This is a genomic window from Streptomyces sp. NPDC048659 (assembly GCF_040650575.1).
Classification (GTDB): Bacteria; Actinomycetota; Actinomycetes; order Streptomycetales; family Streptomycetaceae; genus Streptomyces.
Genome location: NZ_JBEZHM010000062.1, coordinates 21,185 through 42,662, shown reverse-complemented (window position 1 = coordinate 42,662; position 21,478 = coordinate 21,185). Strand labels below are relative to the sequence as shown.

18 protein-coding genes and 1 rRNA gene are annotated in these 21,478 nt (G+C 74.2%); 15 read left to right on the top strand and 4 right to left on the bottom strand.

Going from position 1 to position 21,478, the window contains the following annotated elements; genetic code table 11:
• The 3 genes from rrf to AB0C99_RS33110 all read left to right on the top strand — a co-directional run.
• A 5S ribosomal RNA gene (rrf, locus tag AB0C99_RS33120) occupies window positions 1–92 on the top strand; the annotation flags it as partial.
• Between the two features lie 208 nt (window positions 93–300).
• Window positions 301–1,557 carry a hypothetical protein gene (locus tag AB0C99_RS33115; protein ID WP_362483152.1) on the top strand — a complete coding sequence of 419 codons (1,257 nt, stop codon included), beginning with the start codon at window positions 301–303 and terminating at the stop codon, window positions 1,555–1,557.
• Complete coding sequence (locus AB0C99_RS33110; RefSeq protein WP_362483150.1) at window positions 1,497–2,303, top strand: hypothetical protein; 807 nt, start codon at window positions 1,497–1,499, stop codon at window positions 2,301–2,303. Before AB0C99_RS33115 ends, AB0C99_RS33110 begins: the two co-directional genes overlap by 61 nt.
• 52 nt (window positions 2,304–2,355) lie before the next feature.
• Here AB0C99_RS33110 and AB0C99_RS33105 read toward each other — a convergent pair whose 3' ends face one another.
• Complete coding sequence (locus tag AB0C99_RS33105; protein ID WP_362483138.1) at window positions 2,356–3,642, bottom strand: DUF1015 domain-containing protein; 1,287 nt, start codon at window positions 3,640–3,642, stop codon at window positions 2,356–2,358.
• Window positions 3,643–3,727: 85 nt separating this feature from the next.
• Here AB0C99_RS33105 and AB0C99_RS33100 point away from each other — a divergent pair, with 85 nt between their 5' ends.
• The 4 genes from AB0C99_RS33100 to AB0C99_RS33085 all read left to right on the top strand — a co-directional run bounded on the left by AB0C99_RS33100 (window position 3,728) and on the right by AB0C99_RS33085 (window position 8,006).
• Window positions 3,728–4,822, top strand: coding sequence for an HAD-IIA family hydrolase (locus AB0C99_RS33100; RefSeq protein ID WP_362483136.1), 1,095 nt, complete (start codon window positions 3,728–3,730; stop codon window positions 4,820–4,822).
• Window positions 4,823–4,999: 177 nt separating this feature from the next.
• Window positions 5,000–6,031, top strand: a complete 1,032-nt coding sequence (locus tag AB0C99_RS33095) for an iron chelate uptake ABC transporter family permease subunit (protein ID WP_362483148.1) — start codon at window positions 5,000–5,002, stop codon at window positions 6,029–6,031.
• Window positions 6,028–7,062 (top strand): iron chelate uptake ABC transporter family permease subunit, encoded by a 1,035-nt coding sequence (locus tag AB0C99_RS33090; RefSeq protein WP_362483134.1) that lies wholly within the window; start codon window positions 6,028–6,030, stop codon window positions 7,060–7,062. The genes AB0C99_RS33095 and AB0C99_RS33090 overlap by 4 nt, the downstream gene beginning before the upstream one ends.
• The gene (locus tag AB0C99_RS33085; RefSeq protein ID WP_362483132.1) at window positions 7,059–8,006 is read left to right on the top strand and encodes an ABC transporter ATP-binding protein; all 948 of its coding nucleotides are present in this window, start codon (window positions 7,059–7,061) and stop codon (window positions 8,004–8,006) included. The genes AB0C99_RS33090 and AB0C99_RS33085 overlap by 4 nt, the downstream gene beginning before the upstream one ends.
• Here AB0C99_RS33085 and AB0C99_RS33080 read toward each other — a convergent pair.
• The gene (locus AB0C99_RS33080; protein ID WP_362483130.1) at window positions 7,995–8,342 is read right to left on the bottom strand and encodes an SCP2 sterol-binding domain-containing protein; all 348 of its coding nucleotides are present in this window, start codon (window positions 8,340–8,342) and stop codon (window positions 7,995–7,997) included. The two genes, AB0C99_RS33085 and AB0C99_RS33080, sit on opposite strands and share 12 nt — an antisense overlap.
• 42 nt (window positions 8,343–8,384) lie before the next feature.
• Between AB0C99_RS33080 and AB0C99_RS33075 the strand changes: the two genes are divergently transcribed.
• The 6 genes from AB0C99_RS33075 to AB0C99_RS33050 all read left to right on the top strand — a co-directional run bounded on the left by AB0C99_RS33075 (window position 8,385) and on the right by AB0C99_RS33050 (window position 14,234).
• Window positions 8,385–8,660: a hypothetical protein gene (locus AB0C99_RS33075; RefSeq protein WP_362483129.1), complete on the top strand. Its 276-nt coding sequence runs from the start codon at window positions 8,385–8,387 to the stop codon at window positions 8,658–8,660.
• Between the two features lie 7 nt (window positions 8,661–8,667).
• Window positions 8,668–9,483: a TlyA family RNA methyltransferase gene (locus AB0C99_RS33070; protein WP_362483127.1), complete on the top strand. Its 816-nt coding sequence runs from the start codon at window positions 8,668–8,670 to the stop codon at window positions 9,481–9,483.
• The gene (locus AB0C99_RS33065; protein WP_362483125.1) at window positions 9,480–10,403 is read left to right on the top strand and encodes an NAD kinase; all 924 of its coding nucleotides are present in this window, start codon (window positions 9,480–9,482) and stop codon (window positions 10,401–10,403) included. Before AB0C99_RS33070 ends, AB0C99_RS33065 begins: the two co-directional genes overlap by 4 nt.
• A gap of 150 nt (window positions 10,404–10,553) precedes the next feature.
• Window positions 10,554–12,272, top strand: coding sequence for a DNA repair protein RecN (gene recN, locus AB0C99_RS33060; protein ID WP_362483146.1), 1,719 nt, complete (start codon window positions 10,554–10,556; stop codon window positions 12,270–12,272).
• The gene (locus AB0C99_RS33055) at window positions 12,272–13,075 is read left to right on the top strand and encodes a hypothetical protein (protein WP_362483124.1); all 804 of its coding nucleotides are present in this window, start codon (window positions 12,272–12,274) and stop codon (window positions 13,073–13,075) included. Before recN ends, AB0C99_RS33055 begins: the two co-directional genes overlap by 1 nt.
• Before the next feature lie 73 nt (window positions 13,076–13,148).
• Window positions 13,149–14,234 (top strand): glycosyltransferase family 4 protein, encoded by a 1,086-nt coding sequence (locus AB0C99_RS33050; RefSeq protein WP_362483122.1) that lies wholly within the window; start codon window positions 13,149–13,151, stop codon window positions 14,232–14,234.
• Between the two features lie 91 nt (window positions 14,235–14,325).
• Here the strand turns inward: AB0C99_RS33050 and AB0C99_RS33045 are convergent, their stop codons facing one another.
• Window positions 14,326–15,948 carry a PucR family transcriptional regulator gene (locus tag AB0C99_RS33045; protein WP_362483120.1) on the bottom strand — a complete coding sequence of 541 codons (1,623 nt, stop codon included), beginning with the start codon at window positions 15,946–15,948 and terminating at the stop codon, window positions 14,326–14,328.
• 161 nt (window positions 15,949–16,109) lie between these two features.
• Between AB0C99_RS33045 and AB0C99_RS33040 the strand changes: the two genes are divergently transcribed.
• Both AB0C99_RS33040 and AB0C99_RS33035 read left to right on the top strand, forming a co-directional pair.
• Complete coding sequence (locus tag AB0C99_RS33040; RefSeq protein ID WP_362483118.1) at window positions 16,110–17,627, top strand: APC family permease; 1,518 nt, start codon at window positions 16,110–16,112, stop codon at window positions 17,625–17,627.
• A 34-nt stretch (window positions 17,628–17,661) separates the two neighbouring features.
• Complete coding sequence (locus AB0C99_RS33035) at window positions 17,662–19,350, top strand: NAD(P)/FAD-dependent oxidoreductase (RefSeq protein ID WP_362483116.1); 1,689 nt, start codon at window positions 17,662–17,664, stop codon at window positions 19,348–19,350.
• Between the two features lie 82 nt (window positions 19,351–19,432).
• Here the strand turns inward: AB0C99_RS33035 and AB0C99_RS33030 are convergent, their stop codons facing one another.
• Window positions 19,433–21,235, bottom strand: a complete 1,803-nt coding sequence (locus tag AB0C99_RS33030; protein ID WP_362483115.1) for a glycoside hydrolase family 15 protein — start codon at window positions 21,233–21,235, stop codon at window positions 19,433–19,435.
• Window positions 21,236–21,478: the final 243 nt, after the last annotated feature.

Sequence of the window (21,478 nt, the reverse complement as noted above, 5' to 3'; positions counted from 1 at the left end):
CGCCCGGTTACATTCCGAACCCGGAAGCTAAGCCTTTCAGCGCCGATGGTACTGCAGGGGGGACCCTGTGGGAGAGTAGGACGCCGCCGAACAATATTTCAGGACCCCTGGGTCCCAGCGTTCACGCTGGGACCCAGGGGTCCTTTTGTTTTTCCTTGAATTTTTCTGAAGTGCGCGTCGGGGTGCCGGCTGCGCGAGAATGACTGCAGTACCCGAAGACAGGAGTCACGTCGATGTCCACCAACTCTCCCGACGACCGTCCGGAGCGCCGCCGCGAGGGTGGCGACCGAGGCGGCTTCCGTGGGCCGCGTCGTGACGACAACCGTGGCGGCGGAGCCGGCGGCTACCGTGGCCGCGACGACCGTCCGTCCTTCCGCCGGGACGACCGTCGCGATGACCGTCGCGACGACAACCGTGGTGGCGGCGGTGGCGGTGGTTACCGTGGGCGTGACGAGCGGCCGTCCTCCTCGTACCAGCGGGATGACCGTCGTGACGACAACCGTGGCGGCGGTGGCGGTGGTTACCGTGGGCGCGACGAGCGGCCCTCCTTCCGTCGCGATGACAACCGTGGCGGCGGCAGCGGTGGCGGGTTCCGTCGCGATGACCGCCGGGACGACAACCGCGGCGGTGGCTTCCGCCGTGATGACAACCGTGGCGGCAGCGGCAGCGGCGGTGGCTTCCGGCGTGACGACAACCGCGGTGGCGGCAGCAGCGGCGGTGGCTTCCGGCGTGACGACAACCGTGGTGGTGGCAGCGGTGGCGGTGGCTACCGTGGCCGCGACGAGCGGCCCTCCTTCCGCCGCGACGACAACCGTGGCCCCGGCGGTGGCGGTGGTTACCGTGGGCGTGACGAGCGGCCTTCCTCCTCGTACCAGCGGGATGACCGCCGTGACGACCGGCGCGATGACCGCCGTGACGACAACCGTGGTGGCGGCGGTTTCCGTGGCCGTGACGAGCGGGCCCCCTTCCGTCGTGACGATCGGCGTGATGACAACCGTGGCGGCGGCGGCTTCCGTCGTGACGACAACCGTGGTGGTGCCGGTGGTGGCGGTGGTTACCGTGGGCGTGACGAGCGGCCTTCCTCCTCGTACCAGCGGGACGACCGCCGCGACGACAACCGCGGTGGCGGCTTCCGTCGCGACGACCGGCGTGACGACAACCGGGGCGGGTACCGCGGGCGGGACGAGCGGCCGTCCTCCTCGTACCAGCGGGACGACCGGCGTGACGACAACCGCGGTGGCGGCGGGTTCCGGCGTGATGAGCGGCCCTCCTTCCGGCGCGATGAGCGGCCGTCCTCGTACCAGCGTGACGACAACCGCGGTGGTGGCGGGTTCCGGCGGGACGACCGGCGGGACGACCGGCCCCGTGGGCCGCGTCGGGACGACGACCGGCGTGGTGGCGGCGGCTTCCGTGGCCGCGACGACCGCCGGGACGACCGTGGCGGCTACGGGCGCCGCGACGACCGGGACCGTCCGGACCGCGCGCCGATCAAGCGGCTGCCGATCCCGCCGGAGGTCACCGGTGACGAGATCGACCCGGATGTGCGCCAGGAGCTGATGAGCCTGCCCAAGGGGCTGGCCGAGGACGTGTCGCGCAACCTCGTCATGGTCGCCCAGCTGATCGACGAGGAGCCGGAGAAGGCGTACGAGTACTCGCGCGTCGCGCTGCGGCTCGCCTCCCGCGTCGCCGCCGTCCGCGAGGCCGCCGGCTTCGCCGCGTACGCCACGCAGAAGTACTCCGAGGCGCTGGCCGAGTTCCGCGCCGCGCGCCGGATGACCGGCAGCGTCGAGCTGTGGCCCGTCATGGCGGACTGCGAGCGCGGTCTGGGCCGTCCCGAGCGCGCGCTGGCCATGGCCGGCGAGCCCGAGGTGCAGAAGCTGGACAAGGCCGGGCAGGTCGAGATGCGGCTCGTGGCCGCCGGTGCCCGCCGGGACATGGGGCAGCTCGACGCCGCCATCGTGACCCTCCAGAGCCCCGAGCTCGCGTCCAGCGCCAACCACCCGTGGACCGCCCGCCTGCGGTACGCCTACGCGGACGCGCTGCTCGCCGCCGGGCGTGAGCGCGAGGCCCGTGAGTGGTTCGCCAAGGCGCTGGAGGCCGACAAGGACGGCTCCACCGACGCCTCCGACCGGCTCGCCGAGCTGGACGGGGTCGAGTTCGTCGACGCGTTCGACGACGAGGACGGGGACGAGGACGAGCTGGGGGACGAGGCCGGGGACGACCTCGACGACCAGCTCGGTGACGATGACGATGACGATGACGATGACGACGAGGACGAGGACGACCCACGTCGTGACGTCTGAGCGGTGACCGTGTGACGAAGGCCCACCCCGTGCGGGGTGGGCCTTCGTCATGTCAGTCGAGTGCCAGGCTGCGCAGGACCAGGCCCGTCGCCGGTTTGGGGCCGAACGACGTCGACTTGCGGGGCATCGTGACGCCCTGGCGGGCCAGGTCGCGGACGACCTCCTCCTTCACCGGGTGCATCAGGACCGCCGTACCGCCGCGGCGCTCCGCCTGGGCGACGGCCGCCTCCGTGTCGTGGATGTAGGCGATGTCCTCCGGGGCGTCCGGGATGTGCCAGACGTGCTCCAGGAGCGTGGCGTGCAGGACCGTCGCGTCCAGGGTGCGCCATGCCTCCGGGCGGTCCGCGCGGATCGTGGCGGCCAGCAGGGCGGGGTCCGGGCGGTCCACGAGGTGGAAGGCGCCGTCGCCGGCGAGGAGGAAGGCGTTGCCGTGGGCCGTGGCCGCCGCCAGGGCCTCCTGGGCGGCGGGCAGCGGCCCGTCGACGCGCGTCACACGGAACGAGTCGCCCAGGGCGGCGAGGGCGTCCGCGACCGGGAGGCGGTTCAGGAGGCGGTGGATCGCCCGGACCCGCAGCGGGTAGCGGGCCGTGTCGATGAGGAGGACCAGGCCGTAGTTCCACGGGCCGGGCACGGTGTGCTCCTCGCGCAGGCGCAGATACGTCGCCCAGCGGTGGTGGCCGTCGGCGATCAGGGCCTGGTGGCGGCCCAGCTCGGCGGCGACGGCGGCGAGGTCGGCCGGGTTGGTGACGGCCCAGAGGCGGTGGTGGAAGCCGTCCTCCGTGGTGGTGGAGAGCAGCGGATCGCGTTCCACGGTGCGGTCGATCACCGCGCCCGCGCCGTCGCCGTCGCCTCGGTAGGTCAGGAGCAGCGGCTCCAGGTTGGCGGCGGTGGTGCGCATGAGGGCGGCGCGGTCCTCGACCACGTGCGGCATGACGTCCTCGTGCGGAAGCACGATGCCCTCGCCGGGTGCCGACAGCTCCAGGGCGCCGATGAGGCCGCGCTGGAGGATGCCGTCGCCGCGCTGCTCGTACACGTACAGCGCCGGGTCGGGGTCCGGGGCGAGGATGCCGTCGGCGAGCCAGCGGTCCAGGGTGACGGCGGCCTTGCGGTGGCGGGTGCCGGCGGTGATGGCCTGCGGAAGGATGAGGCGCACGATGTTGTGCGGGTCGGCGGATTCCAGGTGGAGGAGCCCGTCGGGCCGTACGACGACGTCGTACGGGGGTGAGGTCACGGCTGCCAGGCTGCCGACCCGTTCGGGTACGTACCGGAGGCCCCGGAAGGGGGCCAGGCGCAGTCCTGGGGCGCGGACGTCATCGGCCGCGTGACCTGAAGTGTTCATCTCGTCATCGTAGGTGGCCGGTAGCGATGAGCGATGATCGGGGGAGCGGGGGAATTTTTCCGAAGGACGTGAGGAGCACGTGGTCATGACGGGAATCGGCCAGGGCCGGCAGGGCAGGAATCGGCCGGACGGGAGCGCGGTCGCGCTGAGCGAGGCGTACGACACGGCGCTGCTCGACCTGGACGGCGTCGTCTACGCGGGCGGGCTGGCGATCCCGTACGCCGTCGAGGCGCTCGGCACCGCCCGGGCGGGCGGGATGCACCTCGCGTACGTCACGAACAACGCGCTGCGGACGCCGGACGCGGTCGCGGCGCACCTCACCGAGCTCGGGATCCCGGCGGAGCCGGGTGACGTGATCACCTCGGCGCAGGCGGTGGCGCGGCTGATCGCGGACGAGCTGCCGCCCGGTTCGCGGGTGCTGCTGATCGGCGGCGAGGGCCTGCGGGTCGCGCTGCGCGAGCGGGGGCTGGTGCCGGTGGAGTCGGCGGACGACGACCCGGCGGCGGTGGTGCAGGGGTACGGCGGGCCGGAGCTGCCGTGGGGGCGGTTCGCGGAGGCCAGCTACGCCGTGGCGCGGGGGCTGCCCTGGTACGCCTCCAACACGGACCTGACGATTCCGGGTGCGCGGGGCATCGGGCCGGGGAACGGCGCGGCGGTGGAGGTCGTGCGGATCGCGACGGGGGCCGAGCCGAAGGTCGCGGGCAAGCCGCTGCCCCCGATGCACCGCGAGACGGTGCTGCGCACCGGGGCCCGGCGTCCGCTGGTGGTGGGGGACCGGATGGACACGGACATCGAGGGGGCGTTCAACGGGGGTGTGGACTCGCTGCTGGTGCTGACCGGTGTGACGGATGTGGCGGGGCTGCTGGCCGCGGTGCCGGAGCACCGGCCGACCTATGTCTCCGCCGACCTGCGCGGGCTGCTCGTGGCGCAGCCGGAGGTGGTGGCGACGGCGGGCGCCGAGGGGGCGTTCCGGTGCGGGGGCTGGACGGCCTCGGTGAGCGGCGGGGCGCTTGTGGTGGAGGCGGTCGGTGAGGCCGGTGAGATCGGCGAGGCGGCCGGAGGGGCGCTCGACCCGCTGGACGGTGTGCGGGCGCTGTGCGCGGTGGCCTGGACGGCCGCGGGTGCGGGTGCCTGTGGCCTCGACGCGGGGAAGGCGCTGGGGAGGCTGGGGCTGGCGTAGGCCCCGGCGGGTGCGCGGGTGCGCGGGTGCGGTGGCGGTGGTCTCGGTGCGGGGGCGCCGCCGGAGGGCCGGCCCCGGGCCCGTATCCCCGCTTCGGATCCTTCTGCGGTCAGGGGATCGATCACCGATAGGAGGGTAGGCTAACCTAACCTCGTGTTGGTCGAGAGTCCCTCCCGTATGAGCGCGGAGCCGGTCGGTGCTGTCCCGAAACCGTCGCGCCGCAACTCCCTGCGTGCCGCCGGTCTGGTGGCCGCCGTCGGAGTCCTGCTGCTGGTCTGTGTCCTGAGCATCATGATCGGCGCGAAGCCCGTGCCGCTCGCCGATGTGTGGCACGGGCTGTTCCAGAACAGCGGCATCCGCAACGACGTGGTCATCCACGACGTCCGCGTGCCCCGCACCCTGCTCGGGCTGCTCGTGGGCGTCGCCCTCGGGCTGTCCGGCGCCGTGATGCAGGGGCTCACCCGCAACCCGCTCGCCGAGCCCGGCCTGCTGGGCGTGAACGCGGGCGCCGCCGCCGCGGTCGTCTCCGCCATCGCGTTCCTCGGGGTCACCGACGCCGACGCGTACGTCTGGTTCGCCTTCATCGGCGCCGCCGTCGTCTCCGTCGTCGTCTACGTCCTCGGCGGCAGCCGCAGCGCCACCCCCGTGCGCCTCGCGCTCGCCGGGACCGCGGCCACGGCCGCCCTCTACGGATACGTCAACGCCGTCCAGCTGCTGGACTCCGCCGCCCTGGACCGGCTGCGGTTCTGGACGGTCGGCTCGCTGGCCTCCGCCACCATGGACACCGTCACGCAGGTGGCGCCGTTCATCCTGGTCGGCGCCGTGCTCGCGCTGCTCATCGCCCGGCCGCTGAACGCCATGGAGATGGGCGACGACACCGCCCGCGCGCTCGGCGCCCACCTCAACCGCACCCGGATCATCGCGATGCTCGCCGTCACGCTGATGTGCGGGGCGGCGACCGCCGCCTGCGGGCCGATCGTCTTCCTCGGCCTGATGGTCCCGTACATCGTGCGCTCGATCACCGGCCCGGACATGCGCTGGATCCTGCCGTACGCGGCCGTCCTGTCGCCCGTGCTGCTGCTCGCCTCCGACATCGTCGGCCGGGTCGTCGTGCGGCCCTCCGAGCTCCAGGTCGGCATCGTCACGGCGCTCATCGGCGGGCCCGTCTTCATCCGTCTCGTCCGCCGCAAGAGGATGGCCACGCTGTGAGCACCAAGACCCTGCGGACCGGCGGCGGCCTCTCCGTACGCTACGAGCCGCGCGCGCTCCTGTCCGTCCTCGGCCTGCTCGTCCTGTCCCTGGCCGCCGCCGTCGTGCTCATCGGCAGCGGCGACTTCCCCATCGCGCCCGGCGACGTGGTCGCCACCCTGCTCGGCAACGGCACGCCGGTGCAGGAGTTCGCCGTGATGGACCTGCGGCTGCCGCGGGTCCTGGTCGCCGTCTTCGTCGGCGCCGCGCTCGGCATCGGCGGCGCGGTCTTCCAGTCCGTCTCCCGCAACCCGCTCGGCAGCCCCGACGTCATCGGCTTCGGCCAGGGCGCCAGCGTCGGCGCGCTCACCGTCATGGTGCTCTTCCAGGGCAGCGCCGCCGCGGCGGCCGGCGGCGCGATCGTCGGCGGTCTCGTCACCGGCGTCGTGATCTACCTGCTGGCCTGGAAGCGCGGCGTCAACGGCTACCGGCTGGTCCTCATCGGCATCGGCGCCGCCGCCATGCTCACCGCCGTCATCCACTTCCTCATCACCAAGGCGCAGCTCGTCGACGCCACCCGGGCCGTCGTCTGGATGACCGGCTCGCTCGACGGCCGCGACTGGGCGCAGTTCTGGCCGCTGCTCGCCGTCAGCTGCGTGCTGCTGCCGGTCGTGCTCGGCCACGGGCGGGCGCTGCGGATGCTGGAGATGGGCGACGACGCCGCGTACGCCCTCGGAGTGAAGGTCGAGCGGACCCGGCTCGTGCTCATGGCCTCGGCCGTGCTGCTCGTCGCCGTCGCCACCGCCGCCGCCGGGCCGATCGTCTTCGTCTCGCTGAGCGCGCCCCAGCTGGCCCGCCGGCTGACCCGCTCGCCCGGCCCCAACCTCGCCGCTTCCGCGCTGATGGGCACCGCCCTGCTGCTCGTCGCCGACTGGGCCGCCACCCACGCCTTCGGCGAGCGGCAGCTCCCGGTCGGTGTCGTCACCGGCGTCCTCGGCGGCTGCTATCTGCTGTGGCTGCTCGTCAGCGAGCGGAAGGCGGGCCGGATATGACCATCCAGAACACCACCAGGAGCAAGGGTATGAACGGGCAGCAGCAGGCGCAGCGGCTCATGGCCGAGTCGGTCACGCTCGCCTACGACCAGCGGGTCATCGCCCGCGACCTCAGCGTCGCGATCCCCGACAACTCCTTCACCGTCATCGTCGGCCCCAACGCCTGCGGCAAGTCCACGCTGCTGCGCGCGCTGTCCCGGATGCTCAAGCCCAGCCAGGGCCGGGTGCTGCTCGACGGGCAGGCGATCCACTCGCTGCCCGCCAAGAAGGTCGCCAAGACCCTCGGCCTGCTCCCGCAGTCGTCCATCGCCCCCGACGGCATCACCGTCGCCGACCTCGTCGCCCGGGGCCGCTACCCCCACCAGGGGCTGCTGCGCCAGTGGTCGCCCGAGGACGAGCGGGTCGTGCAGGAGTCGATGGCCTCCACCGGGGTCGCCGAGCTCGCCGAGCGGTACGTGGACGAGCTGTCCGGCGGGCAGCGGCAGCGGGTCTGGATCGCCATGGCGCTCGCGCAGCAGACCCCGCTGCTGCTCCTCGACGAGCCGACGACCTTCCTCGACATCCAGCACCAGATCGACATCCTCGACCTGTGCGCCGAGCTGCACGAGAACCAGGGCCGCACCCTCGTCGCCGTGCTGCACGACCTCAACCACGCCGCCCGGTACGCCACCCACCTCATCGCCTGCCGGGACGGCGAGGTCGTCGCGGAGGGGCCGCCGTCCGAGGTCGTCACGGCCGAGCTGGTCGAGCGGGTCTTCGGGCTGCGCTGCCAGGTCATCGAGGACCCGGAGACGGGCACCCCGCTGGTCGTCCCGGCGGGACGCAAGGCGCGGGCCGGGCGCAGGCCCGGGACCCCCGTCGCCGCCGTGGGCGCGGATGCGGGTTCGGACGCGGGCGCGGCGGGTGTCGCGGCCGCGCTGCCGGAGCCCGCGCTACAGAAGTGACCGCAGTTTGAGGAGATCGCGGAAGCCCGCCTCCAGGCCGACCCGGCCGGAGGCCCACGCCTTCGCGAAGTTCAGCTCGCCGTCCACCATCGCCACCAGGTCGTCGCCGGTCATCCGGAGGCGGATCTGCGCCTTGTGGGGCGGCGGGCCGGAGACGGTGTCCTCGACCTCGATGCGGCCGTCCACCAGCCTGCCGGTGAAGGTCGTGTCCAGGTCGGTCAGGTGGCAGCTGAGGGTGCGGTCGAACGCGGCCGCGCCCCGCACCCCCTCGTCCGCCCGCGCGAGGTTGTCCGAAAGTCTGCTCAGTGCGCCGCGGCACTCCGTGATCGTCGCCATCGCCGACGACGGTACCCCAGCGCTTCGCGGTAGCGTCGGGGCATGAACGACGCGCAGCCGCACCCCGGGCCCGCCGAGCCCGCAGGCCCCGGGCCGGGCGACCCCTACGAGGCGGCCGGGCCCGCCCCGCTCGGTGTCGTACGGACCCCCACCGGGCGGCCCGCCGTCGACGCGCTCCTGGACCGGCTCGGCGACGCCGACCACCTCACGGCCGACGGACACCTCGACGTGTACGAGGATGTACACCGTGGGCTGCGCGCCGAGCTGAGCTCGCTCGACGAGCGTCCCGCCCCCCGTCCGTACGACAACAGGAGCTGAACCGAACGTGGCAGGACCGGTCCGCCGCCGTCTCGACGCCGAGCTGGTACGGCGCAAGCTGGCGCGCTCGCGCGAGCACGCCAGCCAGCTGATCACCGCGGGCCGGGTGACCGTCGGCAAGACCGTCGCCACCAAGCCCGCCACCCAGGTGGAGACCGCCGCGGCCATCGTCGTCGCCCAGGACGACGGCGACCCCGACTACGTCTCGCGCGGCGGGCACAAGCTGGCCGGCGCCTTCGCCGCCTTCGTGCCGCTGGGCCTGCGCGTCGAGGGCCGCCGGGCGCTCGACGCGGGCGCCTCCACGGGCGGCTTCACCGACGTGCTGCTGCGCGCGGGCGCCGCCCACGTCGTCGCCGTCGACGTCGGCTACGGGCAGCTCGCCTGGTCGCTGCAGAGCGACGAGCGGGTCATCGTCAAGGACCGCACCAACGTGCGCGAGCTGACCCTGGACGCGATCGACGGCATCCCCGTCGACCTCGTGGTCGGCGACCTGTCCTTCATCCCGCTCGGCCTGGTGCTGCCCGCCCTCGCCGCCTGCACCGCGCCCGACGCCGACCTCGTCCTCATGGTCAAGCCGCAGTTCGAGGTCGGCAAGGAGCGCCTGGGCACCGGCGGCGTCGTCCGCAGCGCCGAACTGCGCGCCGACGCGGTCAAGAACGTGGCCCGGCGGGCGGGCGAGCTCGGGCTCGGTGTCGTCGGCGTCACGGCGAGCCCGCTGCCCGGGCCCTCCGGAAACGTCGAGTACTTTCTGTGGCTGCGGGCCGGGGCGCCCGCCCTCGATCCGGCGGACGTCGACCGCGCCGTCGCGGAAGGACCTCGTTGAGCACTGGTTCCAGCACCTCGACCGACAGCACCCGAACCGTCTTCCTGCTCGCGCACACCGGCCGGCCGGCCGCCGTGCGCAGCGCCGAACTCGTCGTCCTCGGGCTGCTCCGCAGCGGCATCGGGGTCCGCGTCCTGGAGGCGGAGGCGGCCGACCTGCCGCTGCCGCCGTCCGTGGAGAAGGTCCCCGAAGCCTGCTCGGACGCGCTCGACGGCTGTGAACTGCTCATCGTCCTCGGCGGCGACGGCACCCTGCTGCGCGGCTCCGAGTTCTCCCGCGCCTCCGGGGTGCCGATGCTCGGCGTCAACCTCGGCCGGGTCGGCTTCCTCGCCGAGGCCGAGCGCGACGACCTGGACAAGGTCGTCGACCGGGTCGTCACCAGGGCGTACGAGGTCGAGGAGCGGATGACGCTCGACGTCACCGTCTACCAGAACGGCGACGTCCTGCACCGCGACTGGGCGCTCAACGAGGCGGCCGTCCAGAAGGTGTCGCCGGAGCGGATGCTGGAGGTCGTCCTCGCGATCGACGGGCGGCCGGTGACCGGCTTCGGCTGCGACGGGGTGATCTGCGCGACCCCGACCGGCTCGACGGCGTACGCCTTCTCGGCGGGCGGCCCGGTGATCTGGCCCGAGGTCGAGGCGCTGCTGATGGTGCCGATCGGGGCGCACGCCCTGTTCGCCAAGCCGCTGGTCACCACGCCCGACTCGGTGCTGGCCGTCGAGGTCGAGCCGCACACCCCGCACGGGGTGCTGTGGTGCGACGGGCGGCGCACGGTGGAGCTGCCCGCCGGCGCCCGGGTCGAGGTCCGGCGCGGGGCCGTCCCGGTCCGGCTCGCCCGGCTGCACCACGCCTCCTTCACGGACCGGCTGGTGGCGAAGTTCGCCCTGCCGGTGTCGGGCTGGCGCGGCGCGCCGCACTGAGCCGGGCGGGCCCGACCGGCCCGACAGGTCCGAAGGTCCACTCCGGTGGGTGACAGAAGGCCCCTGTGACCTGCGGCTTCGCCCTCGGTCGGCAGGGGCCGTCGCACAGCGGGGCTCCGACCTCGTAAGGTCTTCTCCGTGTTGGAGGAGATGCGGATACGGTCGCTCGGAGTCATCGACGACGCGGTGGTCGAGCTGTCGCCCGGGTTCACCGCGGTGACCGGCGAGACCGGCGCGGGCAAGACGATGGTCGTGACCAGCCTCGGGCTGCTGCTCGGCGGGCGCGCCGATCCGGCCCTGGTACGGATCGGGGCGGGCGCCGCCGTCGTGGAGGGCCGCATCGCGCTGCCCCCGGGCGCGCCGGTCGCCGCGCGCGCCGAGGAGGCGGGCGCCGAGCTCGACGAGGGCGCGCTGCTGGTCAGCCGTACCGTCTCGGCCGAGGGGCGCTCGCGGGCGCACCTGGGCGGGCGGTCGGTGCCGGTGGGGCTGCTCGCGGAGCTCGCGGACGAGCTGGTGGCCGTGCACGGCCAGACCGACCAGCAGGGGCTGCTGAAGCCGGCCCGGCAGCGCGGGGCGCTCGACCGGTACGCGGGGGACGCCGTCGCCGTCCCGCTGGGCGCGTACGGCGAGGCGTACCGGCGGCTGCGGGCCGTCACCGTGGAGCTGGAGGAGATCACCACCCGGGCCCGGGAGCGGGCGCAGGAGGCGGACCTGCTGCGGTTCGGGCTCGGCGAGATCGAGGCCGTGGCGCCGCTGCCGGGCGAGGACGTCGAGCTGGCCGCCGAGGCGGAGCGGCTCGGCCACGCCGAGTCGCTGGCCTCCGCCGCCGCCCTCGCGCACGCCGCGCTCGCGGGCCAGCCGGAGGACCCCGAGGCCGTGGACGCGACGACGCTCGTCGCGGGCGCGGGCCGGGCCCTGGAGGGCGTCCGGGCGCACGACCCGGTGCTCGCCGCGCTCGCCGACCGGATGGGCGAGATCTCCATCCTGCTGTCGGACGTGGCCGGGGAGCTCGCCGGGTACGCCGACGACCTGGACGCCGACCCGCTGCGGCTCGCCGCGGTCGAGGAGCGGCGGGCCCTGCTCACGCAGCTGACCCGGAAGTACGGGGCGGACATCGCCGCCGTGCTCGCCTGGGCCGAGGAGAGCGCCTCGCGGCTGACCGAGCTGGACGGGGACGACGACCGGATCGGCGAGCTGACCGGGGAGCGGGACCGGCTGCGCGACGAGCTGTCGCTGCTGGCGCGGCGGCTCACCGACGCCCGTACGGAGGCGGCGGCGCGCTTCGCCGCAGCCGTCACCGCCGAGCTCGCCTCGCTGGCCATGCCGCACGCGCGGGTGTCGTTCGCGATCGGGCAGACCGAGGACCCGGAGGGTGTCGAGGTCGGGGGCCGCCGGGTCGCCTACGGCCCGTCCGGCGCCGACGAGGTCGAGCTGCTGCTGGCCCCGCACCCCGGGGCCCCGCCGCGGCCGATCGCCAAGGGCGCGTCCGGCGGCGAGCTGTCCCGGGTGATGCTGGCGGTGGAGGTCGTCTTCGCGGGCACGGACCCGGTGCCCACCTATCTCTTCGACGAGGTCGACGCGGGGGTCGGCGGCAAGGCGGCGGTCGAGATCGGGCGCCGGCTCGCCAAGCTGGCGAAGACCGCGCAGGTCGTCGTCGTCACCCACCTGCCGCAGGTCGCGGCCTTCGCCGACCGGCAGCTCCTCGTGGAGAAGACCAACGACGGCTCCGTCACCCGCTCCGGCGTCACCGTCCTGGAGGGCGAGGACCGGGTCAGGGAGCTGTCCCGGATGCTGGCGGGCCAGGAGGACTCGGAGACCGCCCGCGCCCACGCCGAGGAGCTCCTCGCGACGGCACGGGCCGACGGCTGATGGGCCGGCTCGCGGGCTTCGCGACGGCCGCCGGGGTGAGCCGGGGCGCCTACGAGGCGCTGCGGCGCTCCGGCGGGGACCGGTGGGGGCGCGCCAACCACGCCGGGCGGAGCGTGCCGCTGTACGCGGGCCCGGCCGTGGCGCTGGGCGCCGCCGCGGGGGCCGTGGCGGCTGCCGGGGTCGGCGCCGCTGCCCGGGCTGGTGCCGTGACCGGGGCCCGGGACGGTGGCCGCGCGGGGCCGGTCGGGCTCGCGGTGCTCGTCGCCGGGGCGTGCGGGGCGTACGACGACGTGCGCGGCGACGGGCGGCGCGGCTTCCGGGCGCACCTCGCGGCGCTGCGGGCGGGCGAGGTGACCAGCGGGGCCGTGAAGCTGTTCGGGATCGGCGCCGCCTCCCTGGCGGCCGGGGCGCTGCTCAAGGAGCGGCCCCTGGACAAGGTCCTCGCCGCGACCGTCATCGCCGGGACCGCCCACCTGGTCAACCTGGCCGACGTCCGGCCGGGCCGGGCGGGGCTGCTCGTGCTCGGGCTGGGCGCGCCGGGGCTGCTGCGCGGGGCGGAGGCCGCGGCGCCGATGGGCGCGGTGGCCGCCGTGCTCGGCGACGACCTGGCCGAGGAGACCATGCTCGGCGACACCGGCGCGCACGCCCTGGGCGCCGCCGTCGGCGCGGCCATCGCCACCGGGAACGGCCGGTTCGGCCTGGCCGTCCACGCGGCGGGGCTGGTCGCGGCGGCGGTGTACGCGGAGGTCACCGGTTCGACAGTGACCTCGGGCATCACTCGTGTGGGTGATCCCCGCCGGTAAGTTGAGGCGCGCGACACGGTAACGACGCCACTTCGGTGCCGGAACGTGCGTACGGACTGGCATCCTTGGGCGCGTGACACAGCTCCGTACGGTCCAGGTGCTCGGCGGCGGCGGCGCGGGAAGCAGCGCGCACGTCAGATCACTGGCCTCGGGGCTCGTGGCGAGGGGCGTGCGGGTGACCGTGTGCGCCCCGCCCGAACTCGACCACAGCTACGACTTCGTGGGCGCCGGCGCGCACTTCGTGCCCACACCCCGGCACGGCGGCCCCACCACCGTCGCCGCGCTCCGCAACCTCTCCATCGGCGCGGACGTCGTCCACGCGCACGGTCTCGACGCCTCCGTGCGGGCCGCGCTCGCGCTGTCGGGCGGCGGGGGTACGCGGGCGCCGCTCGTGACCACCTGGCACACCCGGGGCCGGGCGGCGGGCGCCCGCGCGGGGCTCGTCCGGCTGCTGGAGCGCCGGACCGTGCGGGCCGCGGCCGTCGTCCTCGGCACCTCCTCGGAGCTGGTCGACCGGGCCCGCCGCAGCGGTGCCCGGGACGCCCGGCTCGCGCCCGTGACCGTACCCGCCTCGCGCGCGCCGGTCTGCCTGCACGACGGGAAGGCGCGGGCCGAACTCGGCGCCGTGGACCGGCCCTTGCTCATGGCGGTGGGCGCGCTGCGGCCCGGCCGGGGGTACGGGATGCTGCTCGACGCGGCGCGCGCCTGGCGGGACCTGGACCCGCAGCCGCTGCTGGTCATCGCGGGGGAGGGGCCCGAGCGGCCGGCGCTCCAGCGGCGGATCGAGAGCGAGCGGCTGGGGGTGCGGCTGATCGGGCGCCGGGAGGACGTGGCCGAGCTGCTGGCCGCGGCGGACGTGGCCGTGCTGCCGTCCCGGTGGGAGGCCCGCTCGCTGCTCGCCCAGGAGGCGCTGCGGCTGGGCGTGCCGCTGGTCGCGACGGCCGTCGGCGGGGTGCCGGAGCTCGTCGGGAACGCGGCCGAGCTCGTGCCGTACGGCGACGCGGAGGGGATGGCGGCGGTGGTGCGGGAGCTGCTGGACGACGCCGACCGGCGGCTGGACCTGGCGGCGGCGGGGCGGGTGCAGGCGCGGACCTGGCCCACGGAGGACGAGACGGTGGCGCACGTCCTGAGCGTCTACGACGAGCTGACGGGGCGGTAGGGGGTGGTGGCGGGGTGGTGGCGGGCGGATGCCGTCCCGCCTCAGCCCCAGCCCCGTCCCCGTCCCTGCCCCTGCCCCGCCCCCGCCTCCGTCACGTCGTATGGCGCCGCGCCCGCAGGGCCAGCGAGAGGGCCAGGACCGTCTGGGGGTCGTCCAGGTCGGTGCCCAGGAGCTCCGCGATGCGGGCCAGCCGGTTGTAGAGGGTCTGGCGGTTGAGGTGCAGCTCCCGGGCGGTCTCCGCCTTGCGGCCCGCGTGGGCCAGGTACGTCTCCAGGGTCGGCAGCAGCGGCGGGCGGGAGGTGCGGTCGTGGTCGCGGAGCGGGCCGATCGCCCGGTCCACGAACGCCGCCAGGTCCGGATGGTCCCGCAGCCGCCACAGCAGCAGGTCGGTGTCGAGGCGGCGGGCGTCGTACCAGGGCAGCTCGGACAGGCCCTGCGCGGCGGTCGCCGTCTCCGCCGCGTGCCGCAGCCCCGCCGAGGCCGCCGCCCAGCCGCCCGCGACGCCCACCACGACGACCGGCGGGTGGACACCGGCCCGCTCCAGCCCGGCCCGCTCCACACCCGCCCGCAGCGCCGCCGCGACCCGGTCGGCGACCGCGGTGCGCTCGGATTCGGAGCGCAGCCCGAGGAGGAGCGGGACGCGGCCCTCCACCGGGCGCACGCCCAGCAGGACGGGCACGCCGACCGAGGAGAGCTCCTCCAGGACGGCGCGGGCCAGCAGCGCCCAGTTGCCGGAGGCGGAGAGCTCGGAGGCCAGGCGCATGACGACGGGCAGCAGCGGGCCCTCGCCGGGCCGGAAGCCGAGGACGCGGGCCTGCGCGGGGGCGTCCTCCGCCGAGATGCGGCCCTCCGCGAGGTCGGTCAGGAAGTCGCCGCGGCCCCGCGCCGCCAGCTCCTCCTCCTGCCGGGCCTGCATCAGGACGACCGCGAGCAGCCCGGCGGCCCGCTCGGCGGCCATCCGGTGCACGGGGGAGAGCGCGGACGAGACGGCGAGCAGGACCAGCCGGGCCCGGACGCTGCCCGAGCCGGGGCCTCCGCCGGGCACGTCGACCAGGACCGAGCCGACCGGCGGCCCGGACTCCCGCGCCGCCCGCCCGCCGCGCAGCCCGTCCCAGACCTGGAGCGGGTCGGCCGGGCCGGACTCGGTGCCCGCCGCGTACAGGAGCTGGCCGTCGGCGGTCTCCAGGAAGACCGGGTTGAGGGAGAAGTCGGCGAGGATCCGCAGCACCTGGGGCACCCCGCCGCCGCCGAGCAGCGCCTCCGTGCACTGCCGGTGGACCTCCTCGGCCTGCCGCTGGAGCGCGTAGTGCCCGTTGACGATCTCGGTGTGGATCTCCTCCGTGACGGCGACGAAGGGGACCTCGCGGTGCAGTTGGACCAGGGGGAGGCCGGTGGCCCGGGCGGTCTCCACTATCGTCGCCGGGAGCCGCGCGAAGCGGGGGCCCAGCTCGACGACGAGCGCCGCGATGCCCCGCTCGGCGAGCCGCCGCACGAAGGCGCGCTGCTCGGCGGGGCGGGTGCCGAGCCCGAGGCCCGTGGTGAGCAGCAGTTCGCCGCCCTTGAGGAGCGAGGCGATGTTGGGCACCTCGCCGGCGTGCACCCAGCGCACGGTGCGGTGCAGCCGGTCGGCGCCCGCGACGACCTCCGGGAGCCCGCCGCGCAGCCCCGGAAGTTCGAGTGCCCGCTGCACGGTGATCCCGCCCTGATTGTCCATGGGGCGGGACGCTACCCGGGTCCGGGTTCCGGGGACATCACCGGGGTGTTACCGGACGGAACAGGTCGGCCGCCAGGGCGACAACTCGTCGTCCCGTGGCGGGAATTGTGCGACCGCATGTCGATTGTGGCCTACATCACTCCAGAGGATGCTCCTGCGCCATGGCAGAGAACCCCACCCCAGAGGTCCACCGGCTCAAGGCGAACTCGGTCGGCCTCGTCGGAGTCGTCTTCATGGCGGTCGCCACGGCGGCCCCCATCACGGCGATGACCGGCAACCTCCCCATCGCCGTCGGCTTCGGCAACGGCGTCGGCGCCCCCGCCGGCTATCTCTTCGCGACCGTCGTCCTGACCGTCTTCTCGGTCGGTTACGTGGCCATGGCGAAGCGGATCACCGCGGCGGGCGCCTTCTACGGCTACATCTCGCACGGCCTCGGCCGGATCGCGGGCATGGCCTCCGGCATGCTCGCCGTCCTCGCGTACATCGTCTTCGAGGCGTCGATCGTCGGCGTCTTCGCCTACTTCGCCAAGACGACCGTGGCCGACCAGCTCGGCGTCGACCTGCCGTGGGTCGGCTACGCGGCCGTGATGCTCGCGATCACCGCGGTCCTCTCGTACTTCGACATCAACCTCACCGCGAAGGCGCTGGGTGTGATGCTGATCGCCGAGATCGCGGTGCTGTTCGCGGTGGCCACGGCGGTGCTGATCGCGGGCGGCGGCCCCGACGGCATCCCGGTCGAGCCGATCAACCCGAAGAACGCCTTCACCGGCGCCTCCGCCGGGCTCGGCCTCTTCTTCGCCTTCTGGTCCTGGGTGGGCTTCGAGTCGACCGCGATGTACGGGGAGGAGTCCCGCGACCCCAAGCGGGTGATCCCCAAGGCGACCCTGATCTCCGTCGTGGGCGTCGGGCTCTTCTACATCTACGTCTCCTGGATGACAATCGCCGGCAACGGACTGACCGGCTCGGTGAAGCTGTCCGCCTCGGCCAGCCCGCTCGACCTGTTCTTCGCGCCCACCGAGTCCTTCATCGGCGCCTGGGCCGTCGACGCCTTCCAGTGGCTGCTGCTCACCGGCTCCTTCGCCTGCGGCATGGCCTTCCACCAGTGCGCCTCCCGCTACCTCTACGCGATCGGCCGCGAGGGCTTCCTGCACCCGGCGCTCGGCCGCACCCACGCGCGGCACGGCTCGCCGTACATCGCGTCCTTCACGCAGAGCGTCATCGCCGTGCTCCTCGTCGGCGCCTTCTGGGTCACCGGCCAGGACCCGTACGTCCACCTCTACACGCTGCTCGCGATCCTCGGCACGATGGCGATCCTCATCGTGCAGACCCTCTGCTCCTTCGCCGTCATCGGCTACTTCCGCAGGAACCACCCCGAGGACCGGCACTGGTTCAAGACCCTCGTCGCCCCGCTCCTCGGCGGCGTCGGCATGATCGCCGTCGTCGTCCTGCTGATCATGAACATGGAGACCGCGGCCGGGCTCGCCGCCGACTCCCTCTTCTTCAAGGCCATCCCCTGGATCGTCGGCCTCGTCTTCTTCGGCGGCCTCGGCCTCGGCTGGTACCTCAAGGCCCGGCGCCCCGAGCGCTACGAGATCATCGGCCGGATCGTCCTGGAGGACGCCGCCGAGCGCGCCGACGACCCCGCGGAGCCCGCCCCCGCCGCCGTACCGCAGAGCTGATCCCTCCTCCCCGACGATCACCCAGGAGCGCCCCATGGCACGCACCCGCCCGATGCACCTCCTGAAGAAGCTGGCCGCCGAGCACGCGGACGCCCGGCGCCTGCGCCTGCCCGTCGACGAGCTGCGCGGCCTGAGAGCGGAAGGACCCGGGCGGCGGACCCTGCTCGGATACGCGGCGGCGGCCGGCGTCGCCGTGTCCACCGCCACCGCCTCCTCCGCCTCCGCCGTCTCCTCCGCCTCCGCCGTCTCCGCCGGGACGGCCCTGCCCGGGGCGGCGGCCACCCCCGACCCGCCGGTCAAGGACGGCGCCGCCCGGGTGGCCGTCGTCGGCGCCGGCATCGCCGGGCTCACCGCCGCCCTCACCCTCCAGGACGCGGGCCTGGCGCCGGTGCTCTACGAGGCCGACCCCGACCGGGTCGGCGGCCGGATATGGACCCAGCGCGCGCACTGGGCCTACGGGCAGACCTCCGAGATCGGCGCCGAGCTCATCGACACCGGCCACAAGAAGATCCTGGAGCTGTGCCGCCGCTTCGGCCTCGCCACCGAGGACTTCCTGGGCGGCGGGCCCAACGGCGCCGAGGAGATCCTCTGGTTCGGCGGCGCCTACTACCCGCGCGACCAGGCCGACAGCGACTTCAACGGCGTCTACCAGGCGCTGCGCCGCGACCTGTCCGACGCGGGCGAGGTCACCTGGAACCGCACCACGCCCACCGGCACCGCCCTCGACGGGATGTCGCTGTACGAGTGGATCGAGCGCCGCGTCCCCGGCGGCCACGGCTCCCCGCTCGGCCGCTTCCTCGACGTCGCCTACAACGTCGAGTACGGGGCGGACACCACCGAACAGTCCGCGCTCGCCCTGGTCCTGCTGATGGGCTACCAGACCAATCCCGGCAACTTCAACGTCTGGGGCCTGTCCAACGAGCGCTACCACATCGTCGGCGGCAACGACCGGCTCCCGAACGCCGTCGCCGGGGCGCTGAACCCCGGCACCCTGCGCATGGGCTGGTCGCTGGAGGCCGTGCGCGCCAACACGGACGGCACCCAGACGCTCACCTTCACCGAGGCGGGCGCCACCCGGACCGTCACCGCCGACCACACGGTCCTGTGCGTGCCGCTGCCGATCCTCCAGCGGCTCGACCTCGGCCGGGCCGGTTTCGACCCGCTCATGACGAACCTCCTGCGGGACGCCCGGATGGGCTACTGCACCAAGCTCAACATGCAGTTCGCCACCCGCCCCTGGCGCGGCACCGGCCCCTGGCCCGGGGTCTCCGCGGGGGACTGCTTCACCGACTCCGAGGTCCAGCAGACCTGGGACACCACCAAGGTCCAGGGCGGCACCGGCGGCATCCTGCTCCAGTACGGCGGTGGCAGCCTGGCCCGGTCCCTCACCCCGGGCACCCCGTTCGCCACCGAGTCCGACCCGTACGTGCGCGGCCTGGTGACCCGCCACCTGACGGGCATCGACGCCTTCTTCCCGGACACCTCCCGGGCGTACACGGGCCGCGCGCAGCTCTCCGCCTGGCACCGGAACCCGTACGCGCTCGGCGCCTACTCGTACTGGCCGGTGGGGTACCTGCACCGGTACGCCGGCTACGAGGGCACCGCGCAGGGCCGGATCCACCTCGGCGGCGAGCACTGCTCGTACGACTTCCAGGGCTTCATGGAGGGCGGCGCGACCGAGGGCGAGCGGGCCGCGAAGGAGGTGATCGCCGCGCTGCGGTAGCGGCGGGAGGGCGGGAGCCCCCCTTTTCGTACGGGGGGACGGGACCTCCTCGTCGTAGGTCCCGTCCCCCCGTGGGCGCCCTTCAGCCCCCGTAGGCCCCGCTGGCGGTCAGCCGCAGCGCGGTGTCGATCAGCGGGACGTGGCTGAACGCCTGCGGGAAGTTGCCCACCTGGCGCTGGAGCCGGGGGTCCCACTCCTCGGCGAGCAGCCCGAGGTCGTTGCGGAGCGACAGCAGCCGCTCGAACAGCCTGCGGGCCTCGTCGACCCGGCCGATCATCGCCAGGTCGTCGGCGAGCCAGAACGAACAGGCGAGGAACGCGCCCTCGTCGCCCTCCAGGCCGTCCACCCCCGCCTCCTCGCCGGCGGTCGGGTAGCGCAGCACGAAGCCGTCCTCGGTGGACAGCTCCCGCTGGATCGCCTCGATCGTGCCGATCACCCGCTTGTCGTCCGGCGGCAGGAAGCCCATCTGCGGGATCAGCAGCAGCGAGGCGTCCAGCTCCTTGGAGCCGTAGGACTGGGTGAAGGTGTTGCGCTCCTTGTCGTAGCCCTTCTCGCAGACGTCCCGGTGGATATCGTCGCGCAGCTCGCGCCAGCGCTCCAGCGGGCCGTCCGCGTCACCGGACTCGATCAGCTTGATCGTGCGGTCCACCGCCACCCAGGCCATCACCTTGGAGTGCACGAAGTGCCGGCGCGGGCCGCGGACCTCCCAGATGCCCTCGTCGGGCTGGTCCCAGTGGGTCTCCAGGTAGTGGATCAGCTTGAGCTGGAGCAGCGAGGCGTAGTCGTTGCGGGACAGGCCGGTCATGTGCGCCAGGTGCAGCGCCTCGGTGACCTCGCCGTACACGTCGAGCTGGAGCTGGTTGGCGGCCCCGTTGCCGACCCGGACCGGGCCGGAGTTCTCGTAGCCCGGCAGCCAGTCCAGCTCCGCCTCGCCGAGCTCTCGCTCGCCCGCGATGCCGTACATGATCTGCAGGTTCTCGGGGTCGCCGGCGACGGCGCGCAGCAGCCAGTCCCGCCAGGCGCGGGCCTCCTCGCGGTAGCCGGTGCGCAGCATCGAGGAGAGGGTGATCGCCGCGTCCCGCAGCCAGGTGTAGCGGTAGTCCCAGTTGCGCACGCCGCCGATCTCCTCCGGCAGGGAGGTGGTCGGCGCGGCGACGATCCCGCCGGTCGGCGCGTAGGTGAGCGCCTTCAGCGTGATCAGGGAGCGGACCACGGCCTCCCGGTAGGGGCCGTGGTACGTGCAGTGCTCGACCCACTCGCGCCAGAACTCGGCGGTCGCGGCGAGCGAGCCCTCCGGGTCGGGCAGCGCGGGCGGCTCCTTGTGGGAGGGCTGCCAGGAGAGGGTGAAGGCGATCCGGTCACCGGGGGTGACGGTGAATTCCGAGTAGGTGGTGAGGTCCTTGCCGTGGGTCTCGGCGGCGGTGTCCAGCCACACGGAGTCGGGCCCGGCCACCGCGACCGTGCGGTCGCCGACCTTGTGCACCCAGGGCACCACCCGGCCGTAGCTGAAGCGCATCCGCAGCGAGGAGCGCATCGGCACCCGGCCGCTGACGCCCTCGACGATCCGGATGAGCTGCGGGGCCCCGTCGCGCGGGGGCATGAAATCGGTCACCCGGACCGTGCCGCGCGGGGTGTCCCACTCGGACTCCAGGACGAGCGAGTCGCCGACGTAGCGGCGGCGGTCGGCGTGCGGCGCCGGCGCTCCCTCCGGTACGGCGGGGGCGACCCGCCAGAAGCCGTGTTCCTCGGTGCCGAGCAGGCCCGCGAAAACGGCGTGCGAGTCGAAGCGGGGCAGGCAGAGCCAGTCGACACTGCCGTCCCGGCAGACCAGGGCGGCGGTCTGCATGTCTCCGATGAGTGCGTAATCCTCGATGCGCCCGGCCACGTGCTCCACTCCAGATCGAACGGCCACATCGCCCGTGCGGGGGCGATGTCGTACAGGTCAGCGGTCAGGGGATCGTTGACGAGCTCTTGGTCCGGGGGAGGGCGGGGGTGGTGCCGTGCCGGTCCGGCTCGGCAGCGCGTCCGAGCAGAATACGACGCACCCTAGTGACCGATGGCGCCGATCTTGTAACGGCGCTGCTCCGTTCGGGTGAACGGGGCTTGACCCCGGCCACGACCGTGGCCG